General features: G+C 42.4%; 12 protein-coding genes and 1 pseudogene. 6 read left to right on the forward strand and 7 right to left on the reverse strand.

Translation table 11 applies throughout. The annotated features are described in order from the left end of the window. Positions 1-607 precede the first annotated feature (607 nt). Entirely contained in the window at positions 608-2281 is a 1674-nt protein-coding gene (locus NCCP133_RS11350; RefSeq protein WP_264805089.1) for a ribonuclease J, read from the forward strand. Positions 2282-2333: 52 nt separating this feature from the next. Here the strand turns inward: NCCP133_RS11350 and NCCP133_RS11355 are convergent, their stop codons facing one another. The 4 genes from NCCP133_RS11355 to NCCP133_RS11370 all read right to left on the reverse strand — a co-directional run bounded on the left by NCCP133_RS11355 (position 2334) and on the right by NCCP133_RS11370 (position 5948). Then, entirely contained in the window at positions 2334-2786 is a 453-nt protein-coding gene (locus tag NCCP133_RS11355; protein WP_264805090.1) for a S1 domain-containing RNA-binding protein, read from the reverse strand. Positions 2787-3119: 333 nt separating this feature from the next. Next, complete coding sequence (locus tag NCCP133_RS11360) at positions 3120-4085, reverse strand: bile acid:sodium symporter family protein (protein WP_264805091.1); 966 nt, start codon at positions 4083-4085, stop codon at positions 3120-3122. A 101-nt stretch (positions 4086-4186) separates the two neighbouring features. After that, positions 4187-4441: a hypothetical protein gene (locus tag NCCP133_RS11365; protein WP_264805092.1), complete on the reverse strand. Its 255-nt coding sequence runs from the start codon at positions 4439-4441 to the stop codon at positions 4187-4189. Between the two features lie 748 nt (positions 4442-5189). Next, on the reverse strand, positions 5190-5948 hold the full coding sequence (locus NCCP133_RS11370) for an alpha/beta hydrolase (RefSeq protein WP_264805093.1): 759 nt from the start codon (positions 5946-5948) through the stop codon (positions 5190-5192). Positions 5949-6207: 259 nt separating this feature from the next. On the opposite strand from NCCP133_RS11370, the gene NCCP133_RS11375 reads away from it, so the two are divergent. The 3 genes from NCCP133_RS11375 to NCCP133_RS11385 are packed head-to-tail and all read left to right on the forward strand — an operon-like array spanning position 6208 to position 9358. After that, a complete protein-coding gene (locus tag NCCP133_RS11375) occupies positions 6208-6771 on the forward strand; it encodes a biotin transporter BioY (RefSeq protein WP_264805094.1) in 564 nt (187 codons plus the stop codon). Positions 6772-6804: 33 nt separating this feature from the next. After that, positions 6805-8262 carry an AMP-binding protein gene (locus tag NCCP133_RS11380; protein WP_264805096.1) on the forward strand — a complete coding sequence of 486 codons (1458 nt, stop codon included), beginning with the start codon at positions 6805-6807 and terminating at the stop codon, positions 8260-8262. Next, positions 8258-9358, forward strand: a complete 1101-nt coding sequence (locus NCCP133_RS11385) for an acetyl-CoA C-acyltransferase (protein ID WP_264805190.1) — start codon at positions 8258-8260, stop codon at positions 9356-9358. Before NCCP133_RS11380 ends, NCCP133_RS11385 begins: the two co-directional genes overlap by 5 nt. A 438-nt stretch (positions 9359-9796) precedes the next feature. Here NCCP133_RS11385 and NCCP133_RS11390 read toward each other — a convergent pair whose 3' ends face one another. Beyond that, positions 9797-10408, reverse strand: coding sequence for a DUF6944 family repetitive protein (locus tag NCCP133_RS11390; protein WP_264805097.1), 612 nt, complete (start codon positions 10406-10408; stop codon positions 9797-9799). A 109-nt stretch (positions 10409-10517) separates the two neighbouring features. Beyond that, a pseudogene (locus NCCP133_RS11395) lies at positions 10518-10969 on the reverse strand (GNAT family N-acetyltransferase); the annotation flags it as partial. A gap of 104 nt (positions 10970-11073) precedes the next feature. On the opposite strand from NCCP133_RS11395, the gene NCCP133_RS11400 reads away from it, so the two are divergent. Together NCCP133_RS11400 and NCCP133_RS11405 are read left to right on the forward strand one after the other, a co-directional pair. Next, a complete protein-coding gene (locus tag NCCP133_RS11400) occupies positions 11074-11292 on the forward strand; it encodes a hypothetical protein (protein WP_264805098.1) in 219 nt (72 codons plus the stop codon). Between the two features lie 173 nt (positions 11293-11465). Then, positions 11466-12191 (forward strand): hypothetical protein, encoded by a 726-nt coding sequence (locus NCCP133_RS11405; protein ID WP_264805099.1) that lies wholly within the window; start codon positions 11466-11468, stop codon positions 12189-12191. Between the two features lie 501 nt (positions 12192-12692). On the opposite strand, the gene NCCP133_RS11410 is transcribed toward NCCP133_RS11405, so the two are convergent. Further along, positions 12693-13694, reverse strand: a complete 1002-nt coding sequence (locus tag NCCP133_RS11410) for an LLM class flavin-dependent oxidoreductase (RefSeq protein ID WP_264805100.1) — start codon at positions 13692-13694, stop codon at positions 12693-12695. Between the last annotated feature and the right edge of the window lie 22 nt (positions 13695-13716).

Consider the following 13716-nt stretch of genomic DNA (forward strand, 5'->3'; position numbering starts at 1 on the left):
TCTCAAAGAGAACAGACACACAAATATCTCTTTAAGAACGCGAGAAGCGCTTGCGGGTTTATAAGTTCAAAAAATAATTCCAACTATAAAATATAAAAAAGCCCCTCCATCCCTCTAAAAAGGACGGAAGAGCTTACTCTTTCGCGGTACCACCTTCATTGGCACTTAACTACAAATGCCCGCTTTGAACTTCCTTTAACGCAGGAATAACGGCCCGGTTTGCCTGGCAGCTCTAGGGATAGGTTCAATAGCTTTGCAGGCTGCAGGATCTTTCAGCCGGTGAATCCCGCTCTCTTCTTGCCTGAGTTCTATTTACTGGTTCCCTGTCATGACTTTTTTATATAAACGTTTTTATAATTAGAAATATTATGCATGCTTTTGCATTTTATGTCAATAAAAACTTTACAACATTAACGCAAATCAACGTTTTACCTATAACATTCCTGCGGATGCAAGAACTGTTTTTACAAATCTCCGCAATGCATCGATGAAGTACCTGGCCGCTTTTGAGAGAGGATTAACACGGGAAGCATTTTCATAAGGGAAAATAATAAACCTCCCCTAATAGGGAATGCTAAAAAAATCATTTTAGCGGGAGGAATTGCATATGGAGTCTAACGGAAAGAAATTATCCATTTTTTCTCTGGGCGGCATCAATGAGATTGGGAAAAATATGTATGTCATTCAATATGGAGATGATATTTTCGTGATAGATGCCGGCGGAAAATTCCCGGATGAAAGCTTGCTTGGAATTGATTTGATCATTCCTGATATCACTTACCTTGAGGAAAACAGGGAAAAGATCCGCGGATTAATTATCACCCATGGACATGAGGATCATATTGGCGGAGTCCCTTATTTGCTGAAAAAAATCAATATCCCCATTTATGCGACCCGCTTTACGCTTGGGCTCATTGAATTGAAGCTGTCGGAGCATCGGCTGCTAGCTGATTCAGAGCTTGTCAGCATTGATTCGGAATCCAGTCTTACATTTGGCGAAATAGGCGTGAGCTTTTTCAAAGTAAATCACAGCATTCCTGATTGCCTGGGGATTGTTTTTCACACGCCAGAGGGCAATATCGTGCATACCGGGGACTTTAAATTTGATTTAACTCCGGTACACCAGGAGCATTCAGACATTCATAAAATGGCCGAAATCGGGCGATATGGCGTATTGGCGCTTTTATCAGAAAGTACAAATGCCGAACGCAAAGGCTCTACACCAACCGAGCAGATTGTCGGGGAAAATATGGAGGAAGCGTTTATAAAAGCGCCGCGAAAAATCATTATATCCACTTTTGCTTCCAATGTGAGCCGCGTCCAGCAGGTGATAGCTGCTGCGAATAAAACCAGCCGAAGACTTGTACTGCTGGGCCGGAGTATGGTAAATGTGGTGAATGTGGCAATCGAGCGCGGCTATCTCACTGTACCGGAAGGAATGATTGCCGATCCAAAAGAAGCGATGCATCTGGCACCTGAAAAAGTCTGTATTCTCTGTACTGGTAGCCAAGGTGAACCAATGGCAGCTCTTTCACGATTATCAACGGGGAATTTTCGCGATGCAGAGATTCATCCGGATGATACGGTCATATTGGCAGCTTCACCCATACCCGGCAATGAGCGCGATGTTTCAAAAATCATCGATAACCTGTTCCAGCTAGGTGCCCGCGTGATTTATGGTTCCGGCAGTTCAAACGGCATGCACGTATCCGGACACGGCTATCAGGAAGAATTAAAACTCATGCTTACCTTAATGAGGCCAAAGTATTTTATTCCGATACATGGTGAATACAGAATGCTGCATCACCACCGTTTGCTCGCCGAGTCTGTAGGTGTGGAAAAAGGAAATACATTCATCGTCAAAAATGGCGATGTGGTGGATATCGAACATGGCGAAGCACGGCAAACAAGGAGAGTTCCGTCAGGTGATACCTATGTTGATGGAGTTGGCGTTGGCGATATTGGCAGCATTGTCTTGCGTGACCGCAAACAGCTTTCAGAGGATGGCATGATTGTAATTGTCCTAACGATGAGTAAATCAGAACGCAAAATGATTTCGCGTCCTGACACGATTTCAAGGGGATTTATTTATGCAAGAGAATCAGAGGATTTGCTGAGGGAAATTAACCGACGGGTTGAAAAGGCAGTCAATGACCTGCCTGAACAGGACAGAAGCCAGTGGAATGTGATTAAGCAAAGCATTAAAAAATCACTAGGCCAGTTCTTGTTCGAAAAAACAAAGCGCAAACCGATGATCCTGCCGATTGTAATTGAAATTTAGACGATAAAGAAGGCAAGCCCGAATGTGGACTTGCCTTTATTTTTAGGGTTGCTTATCCGCGTCGTCCGCCTCGGCCGCCCCTTTTGCCTTCAGTATTGCGCTTCAATGAAGAGATATTTTCTTCGCTCGATTTTAAGAACTTTGCCACCTTGTCTTCAAAGCTTTCTTTTGGTTTGAAATTTCCTCTTGGACGGAAATCTCTGTTGCCGCCGCCGCGGCGATCATCTCTTCCCTGGCGCGGAGGGCGCGGAGAATAAGATTGTCCTTCAGGTCTGTCTACAGCTTTTTTGATGGACAGAGCAATTTTGCCGTCCTTCTCGCTAAGCACCTTCACAGTAACCTCGTCGCCTACTGTTAAATGGTCATTCACATCTTTCACATAGCTGTCCGCTACTTCACTAATATGAACAAGACCAGTTGTTCCTCCAGGCAATTCAACGAAGGCTCCAAAATTTGTAATGCCTGTTACTTTTCCTTGTACCTTACTGCCTATTTCGATTGACAAAAAAACTTCCCCCTCAGTAGTGTTAACAACGATTAATTATACCTTCTTTTTGAGATAATTTCAAACTCGGAAAAACGGAGAATGTGCTTGTTCTATGATTTTCCTCGATATTCTACCCGATTTTTTGGCGGATAATCATGTTTTTTTATTTTTTTGAAGGAAAATGCACTTTTTATTCCTGAAAATGTGCTTCAGTTCTCAGTTCTAATTCGCAAACCCTTTTTTAATGTACGCTTTTTTATGTGCAGATAAAATTTTTTTGCGGATAGAACTGATTCATGTGAGGATAAAAAGATATATGTACTCAATAAAAAACATGAAAAAGTTAGCAACTTAAGCAGCATGCCCCTCCTCAACGGCTCCATTGCTAAAGTACCGCTTAATAAATACGCCAAAAAGCGAAGCCAGCACCTGCTGAAACAGCATCGAAATCACTACGGGTACCGCAACAGCCGGCGGAAAATACGTTATTGCCAGGACGGCACCTATACTGATGTTCCTCATCCCGCCATTAAAGGTTACCGCCACGGTGGTATCACGGTCATATTTCATCATATTTGCGAGGATGAAGGAAAACAGATAGCCCATAAAGGCGACACAAAAAACGGTGATGCCAATCAGAATTAACTTCAGATTCACCTCTCTCAAATATGGGGCAACTACTGCCCCATTCAGCATGACGACAACCGCCATCCCGAGTTTTGAAAAAGGAGCGAGCCGGCTGCTCATAATAGCAGTCACCTTCCCTTTAGAAACCTGATTTAAGATCATCCCGGCTAATGAAGGAAGCAGAACCATCCAGAATAGACCAGCCATCATCGGCCATATCTCCATTTTTACAGTCGTATGAAAAAAGACAGACAATGTCAATGGCACAATAAACGGAGAAAGAAAGGTATCCAAAAGGATAATGGACAATGTCAGCGGTATGTTTCCTTTATAAATCGATACCCATATAAAACTCGAGATGCCTGTAGGAATGGCCATTGCCAGCACGAGTCCCCTAATGGTGTAGGAATCATTTCCAAATACCAAGTGGCCGGTACTCCACGCGAAAAGCGGCATTAAAATATGCAGCATAAATACAATGAGAAAGAGCGGTTTAGGATGATGAAGGATTTCTTTTAATAAACGTAAATTCGAATTAAGGCTTCCGGAGAACGTCATAAAAGCGAAAACCCAAGGGATAATGTATGAATATTCCTTCAGATGCCCGGCCAGCAAAACTCCGAGCACCACACTTGCTGGAGTGATCAAAGGCATGATTTTTTCCAGTTGTTTGTTTAACTTATAGAGCACAATGATGACTCCCTTCTCATTTGCCGTCAGCCAAAAAAATAGTTGTCTAACTAATTATATTCCCATGCTGTCACTAGTAAAAAAACAAAAAATAGCCAGGATCACTGGCGTAATCGGCGCTTCTCAGGCATATTTTTCAGCCATTTCCCAAGCTTATAACTGGTGATTCCATAGCCTGCAGCTGCAAGAATGCCCATGCCCAGCGTAAGCTTCCAAATAAGTTCTTCACCCAAATAATAGCCTGCCCCTGTCCCGATTATGCCTAACAATAAAAGCTGAAAAAGCTGCTTCTTGTTATTTTCATAGATCGCAAATTGAAATTCCCTTCTCTGCTCGATTTCTGTTAGCTGCTCCATTTTTCTCGGTGCTTCTAAAAATTCTGCCGCAGAATGGAAGAGTTTAAACAGAGGCTGTGACTGAATGACTCTCCAAATGAAAGCCCAATTATTTCCCTGCGAACCAATCTATTCCGTAAAAACGGGCCTTGCTAACTCAGCCAGCTCTTCTACCGGTGAGAGATTCCGTATAATTCCTTCTATTGTCATTAAGGATCAGCTTTCTGGTTTTCGGAAGAAGAACTAGAACAAATAAGGCCAGAGTAAGAACAAGGAAACTATAAAAAACGGGCCTTATTAAAGTAAAAGTACAGTTCCTTCTGTTGCCAAAGATGCGTACGTATACATACATCCCCCTAAACGCCCCTAGATTAGTATTATTTTACAATTAATTGGTGAATCATTCCACCCGCCATAACGGCTGCACAGTTCAAATGCATCCCACAATTTACGATTCTTCCACTATCAAACATCATTTTACGTGTTTATGTGATCACTTTTCCATTGACATGCACCTCTGAATAGCCAATTCACAATCAATTTTACATCTGCTTTGTTTAATTGATATAGGAAAGAAGGTTATTTGTCAGCGTCTTTCTTGATTAGAGGCTTTATCGTTCATATAAAATCATTTATTTGCGTTATCATGATATTTATCTATGTAATAAAGGTCTATTTCTGCGTTATAAATCATTTTATCCCGCTTATAAAAAATAATTCTTGATTTTGCCCCCCAAATAAAGCCTGTCCAAAAGGACAAGCCACTTATCTATGCATAAACCTCTATTCTCATGTTCTGTACAAACTTATGCGTCTTTTCAATAATCTTATCCTGATCGAAATCCATAGAGGCAACATGATAAGAGTTATATAGCGGAAGAATTTCTTTTTGTTCCGAACCAATTTGGTCTGCGATATAATCCGTACATTCAGCAGGAACTACATGGTCCTCAATGGATTTAAAGCACAGAACAGGATTTTTAATAGCTGGCAAGATGGCAGAAGTTTTCGCCATCGCCTCCTGCAGCTCATGAATCGAGCGAATGGATACTTTCCCATACGTTATTTCCTCAACCCCTGAACGTTTTATGTCAGGTTCCCCCTCAGGAATATACTGCGGACTTAATTTCCCAATTAAGTAGTCATATGCAGGCACCTTCAATGCAGCATTTATTAAAACCAGCCCATTAATGTCAGGATATTTTTTTCCCAGCCACAAAGCCAGGGCACCGCCCATCGATTGCCCAACCACATACACAGTGGAACACCTTTCACGCAGGAATAGATAACCCTTTTCCATTTCAGCATACCAATCCATATGCGTTGTCTTTTCCATATCCTTATAATGCGTACCATGCCCTTTAAGCCTTGGCGCAAAAACAGAATAGCCCAGTTTTCCAAAAGCTTCTCCTAAATACCGTACACTTTGGGGAGTTCCAAGAAACCCATGTGTGATTAAAAGACCGACTTCATTGCCTTCCAAATAAAATGATTCTGCACCTTCCAAAACAGGGTAAATTTCCCTCATCACACTATTCCTCCCTCGAAAAATGAATAAACTCATTATATTGCCTAGTATTCCGATCTGTCAACTTGTATTTAAATAGATCAGTTGTACTTCCAGCAGTAGGTTTGCGGCACAACAGGTTCATATACGATTTTCATACCCTAAATCGGTTAAAGCATCCTATTCACTTTGTAAACTATTCAAATATAAAGTTGACATTCTATAATGTAAACCATAAAATATAAACAGTTAACCTAATAATCAGAATTGGAGAGGTATTATGAAAGTTAAAGAGATTACATACGTAGCTTTATTTGCAGCAGTGATGGGCGCACTGGGGCTTGTCCCTCCTATTATGCTATCCTTCACACCCGTTCCGATTACTTTGCAAACTTTAGGCGTACTCTTAGCCGGTGGAATTCTCGGCGCAAGACTCGGCGGGATCAGCATGGCTGTGTTCCTTCTGCTCGTGGCTGTCGGGGCTCCATTATTATCCGGCGGACGCGGAGGCATTGGTGTTTTTTTCGGTCCGAGTGCCGGCTATTTAATTGCTTATCCGCTGACAGCATTCTGTGTGGGGTATTTGCTGTCACGCTTCCGTACGGTAAAATTAATGAATGTATTGTTTGTTAACTTGACTGTCGGAATCTTTCTCATTTACGTTTTTGGCATTCCGGTCCAGGCATTTATGATGAATATTCCATTGCTTGATGCAATTAAATTAAGCCTTGTCTACATTCCTGGCGATATCTTAAAAGCTTTGCTCGCATCCCTGTTAGTGTATAGGCTTTTAAAGCATCCAGTCATCAGGAAGCAATTCTCAAAATCTCTGGAGACACTTTGATGTGTCTCTTTTTCATAAGGAGAGGACATAACATTGGCCAATATAACATCTTCTATCCAGGAATTTTCCATGCGCTTTCCGGACAAAGCGGCGATTGTAACGAATAGCCAGACACTCTGCTATCAAGATTGGTACTCCTTAATTGCCAAAACAGCAAGCTGGCTTCATACCCTCCCTTTTTCAGCTAAAAGGATCGGGTTCATCCTGCCAAATGGAATCCCTTTTCTTCAGCTCTTTGCTGGCGCTTCCATGGCTGGATGGACGGCAGTCCCCTTCGATCTCAAATGGAAGGATGATGAATGGAAAAAGCGATTGAGGCTTTCTGATCCTTCTATCATGATCACAACGAAAGAGTATTACCATCAAATGACACCTTATCATCCTTTTGTGCTGATATGGGAGGATTGTCTGGAGGAAATTCTGAAAAAAGAACAAACCATACATATTGAAACCAATTGCAGCCCGCCTTTTTATATGGGTTTCACTTCTGGCACTACAGGCGATCCGAAGGCGTTTGTCCGCTCCCATCAATCATGGGCTGCCAGCTTTCTTGTCAATAAGCATGACTTCTGTATGGATGAAGAGGAGCATGTGCTCATTCCCGGATCACTGATTCATTCCCACTTCTTATATGGTGCGGTAAGCACCCTCTGTACTGGAGGAACAGTACACCTTCTGAATAAATTCAGTGCAGCGAAGAGCCTTTCCCTGTTAGAGGCAAGAGCTATTACAACTCTGTATGTTGTTCCGACCATGATTTCAGCCATTTTAAAAGAAGATAGAATCATAGACAAAGCGATCAAAATTATTTCCTCTGGTGCAAAATGGGATGAACAATCAAAAGCTGAATTTTATAAATCATTCCCTCAAGCGTCCATGATTGAATTTTATGGTGCTAGTGAATTAAGTTATGTAACCTGCCTGGGTGACGGCAAAAAAGCAGATTCGGTCGGAAAGCCATGCTATGGGGTAGAAATCGAGATTAGAGGAACCAATAATGAAAAGCTTGAACCATATGAAATTGGAAAAGTCCATGTCAGAAGCGATATGATTTTTGATGGATACCTTTATCCAGAGGCAAAACAGCCGGGAAGCATACAGGATGAAGAAGGATGGGCAACGGTAGACGATATGGGCTATGTGGATGATGAGGGCTATCTGTATATAAGCGGCCGGGAAAAAAATATGATTTTATATGGAGCCATTAATATTTTTCCCGAAGAGATTGAAAAAGTGATATCTCAGCACCCGGAAGTTGAAGAAGTCGCCGTGATTGGTTTGTCCGACCCTTACTGGGGACAAATTACAGCCGCTGTCATAAAAGGGTATGCTTCGACTCTTGAGCTGAAACGGCTATGCAAACATCATTTGGCAGCCTATAAAGTTCCCCGCAAATGGTTTTACCTGGATGAAATGCCCTACACCACAAGCGGAAAAATTGCCCGAGCTAAACTAAGAGATTCTATTGAAAGCAAGGTGATCAGCTATTAACAGAGCCGTTATTGTGAAAGCAAAGAGAACACCGATTGGAAAAGTGAACGGAATGCTAAAAAACTATGGGCCACACGAGCTGGCTGCTCCTCTTATAAAAGATCTTGCTGAAGGTCAAGAAGAGAAAATCAATGATGTGATACTCGGAAATGCAGTCGGACCTGGAGGCAATATCGCAAGGCTTTCTGCACTGGAAGCCGGCCTGCCGCTTTCCGTGCCAGGTTTGACATTGGACCGGCAATGCAGCGCTGGACTGGAAGCCATTAGAATGGCCAGCTATTTCATCCAGGGAGGCGCCGGGACATGCTACATCGCCGGTGGAACTGAGAGCGTAAGCACCTCCCCGTATCCATCAAGGGCTAGATTTTCTCCTGATAAAGTCGGTGACCCAGACATGGGGCTTGCTGCAGAATATGTAGCGGAAAAATATGCGATCTCCAAAGAATCGCAGGATGAATATGCCCGTTTGAGCTATGAGCGAAGCTGGACAGCACATCGGCAAGGGCTGCTTACGGATGAGATCATTCCCATGGGGGAATACCAAACAGATGAGGAGCTCTTTAAACAAAGAAAAATAGAAGCCTTGCTAAAACGGGCAAAGCCCATTTTTAAAAAAAGCGGTACTGTCACGGCTGCCAACAGCTGTGGAATTCATGATGGTGCATCGGCTGTCCTCATCATGGAGGAAGAAGCAGCCCGACGGCAAGGATTAACACCCGTCCTCCGATTTTTAGATAGCGAGGTTGCCGGCGTGCATCCATTCTATCCTGGATTTGCGCCAGTCCCGGCAATACAGACTATATTAGAAAGAAATTACTTGACTATTGAAGATATTGATTTGGCCGAAATCAACGAAGCATTTTCGTCCAAAATCGCGGCCTGTGCGAATGAGCTATCCATTCCATATGAAAAATTAAATGTAAATGGAGGGGCGCTAACAATCGGGCATCCCTACGGTGCATCCGGAGCCATTATGGTCACAAAATTGTTTCACGAGGTCCAAAGAAGAAAGTCAGCTAAATATGCTCTTGCTGCAATCGGCAGCGGAGGCGGGATTGGGGTTGCCGTTCTGTTTGAGGTGGTTAGCCAGAAATGAGCGCCAGTTTTTTGGTTCTCACTTCTGGCTCTTTAATGGCAAAAGCCGTGAATTATGACAAAATCAACTTATATAGCACATGCTAGCACTTTGATATTCGACAGATATCTTTTACTATCAACAAGATATCAGAATATTATTTGTGATTCTCAAGCAGGAATCGCCTTAATATATCAGAATTTATTTTTCAAATGATTTTTTCATCATATGCGGCAATATTCCGCTTAATTTTTCTACTAAAACCCCCTTTTGTTTAAAAGCCATCATGGTGCCATCATCTCCCAGCTTCATTAAATACACCTCTTTAGGCTTATATACTTGTAAGGGCTTCCGATTGATTCGATTACGATTATTGCGGATATAAACGTGCCAATAACCAATAAATTGGCGCCAATCGATAGATAATCTTCTCCGCTGTAATGGATGTGGCTCTCCACTTTAACCATTCTCATTATTTAGATCATTAGCAGCTGATGCTCTAACTTCCTGACCTTCCTCCTGAATTTGGCCAATAACAGATAAAACCGATCCCACTGCCTGAATCCAGCTTCCAATAAAGATCACTTGATCACCGCTTCCGTCTGAACCGGAAATTTTTTTCTCCCTCAGATTCTGCGTCCCTCCGATTGCTTGGAGTGAATTTCCGATTGCTTGAAGCAGATTTCCAGTTATATTAAAATTTTGCCCAGCTGCCGTTGGATCTTCAAACTCATCTCCAAGAGCAGTGGCACCGCCCAGTGCTTGAATCCAATTCCCTGTAATAACTAACTTTTCTTCGGTCACTTCTTTAACATCCAAAACTAATCCAGCAAGCACTGTACTATTCCCTGCAGCCTGGATTTCATTTCCTAGCCTTTCAAGAGACGGCCCGCTTTGACCGTTTGCCTCAAGTGCGTTACCTACACCTTGCAAGGTATTGCCGACGATATCAAGCCCCTTAAACAGGTCCACAATCCTTCCTGACTGTGCTGGAATGCTCGAGACAGCTGAAAGAATGGTGCCAATTGCAGCCAGGATGGATCCAAAGATCTCTTGCGCTTGATTATCCATAGCAATACTCCTTCGTTGATGTATGTTAAAGTATATTCAAAAACCCCCCTAGCCGATACGAAGCGAATTCGCAATGCCATCTAAAAAAACTTCATAAAAAAAAGGCTGCCTATAGCAGCCCGCTCAATCTTCCCATAACAAGGGTATTATAATCATTGCCATCCGAAAGCTTCTTGTCGCTTTTTAAAATCCCTTCTATTTTAAAACCGTACTTTTGATAGAGCTGTATTGCCTTTTCATTTGTTTCCAGAACATGCAAAGTCATTTTATGAATTGCATGAGAATCCGCCCATTCAATCGACTCTTTTAAAAGATGCTTGCCGATCCCATATCCCCAGAACTCTTTTAGAACACAAACGCCAAAATCTATTTTGTGGCACTTCTTTTGAGAGTGCTTCCTTCGGACCTTGAAAACCCGGCAATTCTTCCATTTGCGACTGCAGCAAAAAAAAGATTGCGGCCACTCTCTGTATCTTCATCGATAATACGGTTGAACCCCGCTTCATCTATATACCCCTCGCCTGCTTCGCGGTCCTTATTTTCCGTTTCCCCATCGAATTCCCTTTCATGAAAATAAACAGGTCTATTTTTCAGCTCAACTCTATATTTTATAGGAAAGGCAGTTTTACCTGTAACACATTCTTTAAGAAATAGGAGAGAAGCGTATGTATACTGTGTATTATCTTGAAGGCAGGAATATTTTATTAAATCAGCTTCGCAAAAATTTACCAAGCGAAGGCGATGATGTGAGAATTAAAGGCCGTAAAGGCAAAGTGACAAGCGTACAATCGCTCGAAAATAATAGAGTCCATGTGCAGGTCACTATAGAAGTGGTTAATAAAAATAAAGCAGTACTGGATATTTCAAAAAAGAAAAAGAGATAACATTAAAAAGAAAGATTACTAAACCCGCTTATATGCGGGTTTTCTTGATTCTGCGAATCCCTATGAATCAAAACAAGGATTAGCCTCCTTTCTGAACGGGTATAGATGTATGTTTCGTTATAAAAAAGATAGGATATCCTATTAAAAGATCCGTAAAAGGTGTGGACTTAAAAATGGAAAATACATATTACTCAGAATTGGCGGTGCCAATTGAACCTCCATATGGGTTTCAGCCAAAAGAAAATAAGGCAACCGACTTTACGTTCGACCGTGAAAACCGGTTTACAGATTATAAAATTGAATATAAGGATAAATTCTATGAAGTCAGTCTCGATGATCAGGGACATTGGTATTTTTTCACATCTATTGTTTGCGATTCGTTAGATGAGCTGAAGCTTTCAAGACAAATCTTCAGGCCTCCTTATTTAAAAGGCGAGAAGCTACAGCTTGTGGGTGTAATGGAAGAATTGAGAATTATTCCGCTATTTGAAGGCCATGACAAAGCATATGGTCATGTTCTGTCCCTTGTCAAAGACCTGGATTCCATTCCTGTATACCGGCAGGCCAGGCTTGCTAATTATGATGGAACGGACGATCCGACGATAATAAAAAAGATTCATTATATTCAAAACGAGTTCAAGGGAGAAAGCACCCGGTTTATTTCCGGCTTTGAAACACGGTCATTCGCAACCATAACTGAAAATAAATTATACGCAAAAGAAATCCATCTTCCAGCAAATGCACGGAATTATCTTAAGCTATTTGTCTATTTTTCACGGTACAGCACCCTTCCTTCCCAGCAGATGATGCCGAGATTTCTGGCCAACCTTTGGGCTTCAACGCAGAGTTTGAACACCAGTGCGAACCCTTCCCTATACCATGAAGAGCTGATTGAATAAATAGTCATTTGCAAAAGGGATATACGAGCACAACAAAAGGCATGGATGGTTTCTAAGCCTTTTTGAGTGCGTTCGCCAAAAAAAGCCAACATCCGACCTGCAGATGCAATAAAAGTCTAATCCTGCGCTTTCCCAAGAAATAAGAAATGCGTAAGCGCCTTGCCCATGAAGGAACGCAGACTAAAAGCGCCACGCTCTGTGGCAGCGTCTGCATGACCCGCATCCTCCCAAAAGATGCCGCTTTCGGTCGTGCGATGTTTATCCTCAAAAAAAGCTACTGCTTTTTTCTTCGTGCCAAAAGATTTGCTGACGAAGCCTTCCTTATCCTGTGGACATCAGGCATAAGACAAGCCCTGTAAGAAGGTGTTCTTTCCTACTGTAAGGGCTTGGCATATGACCTCGAGGGGGTAGGCTGCTTGCGCTAGACAGTTATCGACATTTAAAATGTATACTTCCTTATTTCATGAAAGAAGAGTAGCGATATTTCCCCACTCTCGGTCATCATTTTCCATCAACGATCTCTTTAAAGATTTCATATGAGCGTTTTTGCTTTTCTTCATCATAAATATATGATACTGCCATGATTTCATCTACCTGATACATGTCCTGGAACTGAGTCAATTGCCCTTTGACAGTTTCCTTGCTGCCCAATAAGGTTACGCTTGACATCCCTTCTGCCGCTTCCTTTTCCATCGGATTCCAAATGGAATCAAGGTCTTCGATTGGAGGGCTAAGCTTCATGGATGTTCCTCTGACCACGTTCAAGAAGAATTGCTTCATGGTAGTTGATAAAAACTCTGCTTCCTCGTCTGTTTCTGCTGCAATTACATTCAAGCATACCATCATATAGGGCTTATCCAAATACTTGGACGGCTTGAAGCGTGCCCGGTAAATGCGGATGGCATCCTCCATCCATCTTGGTGCAAAATGCGAGGCAAAAACATATGGAAGTCCCAGTTCTGCAGCCAGGTAAGCTGAATCTGTCGAAGAACCGAGAATATAAATCGGTATATTTGTTTCCACTCCTGGATGTGCTTTTACATAACTTTGCTCCTCTAATGGACCAAAGTATGCAAGCAATTGCTGAACATCCTCCGGAAATGTGTAAACTGAATCATTTTTCGAGCGGCGAAGCGCATTAGCCGTCATCATATCAGTTCCTGGTGCCCTTCCAAGGCCAAGGTCTACCCGATCCGGATAAATGGTCGCCATGGTGCCGAATTGCTCAGCCACAACAAGCGGCGCATGGTTCGGCAGCATAATCCCGCCAGACCCGACTTTGATTGTATTGGTATGTTCCAAAGTATGTTTAATTAGAATCGCTGTGGCAGAACTGACAAGTGTCGGTGTATTATGATGCTCCGCAATCCAATAGCGCTTATAGCCCATTTCCTCCGTTGCCTGTGCAAGATCCACAAGATCTTCGATTGCCTGCTTGCTATCTTTCCCCTCTCGAATCGGGGCAAGGTTTAAAACCGAAACAGGAATTTGTATAGTAGTCATTTCATTATCCCCTTCGTAAAGA

The organism is Cytobacillus sp. NCCP-133 (assembly GCF_026011715.1).
GTDB lineage: Bacteria > Bacillota > Bacilli > Bacillales > Cytobacillaceae > Cytobacillus.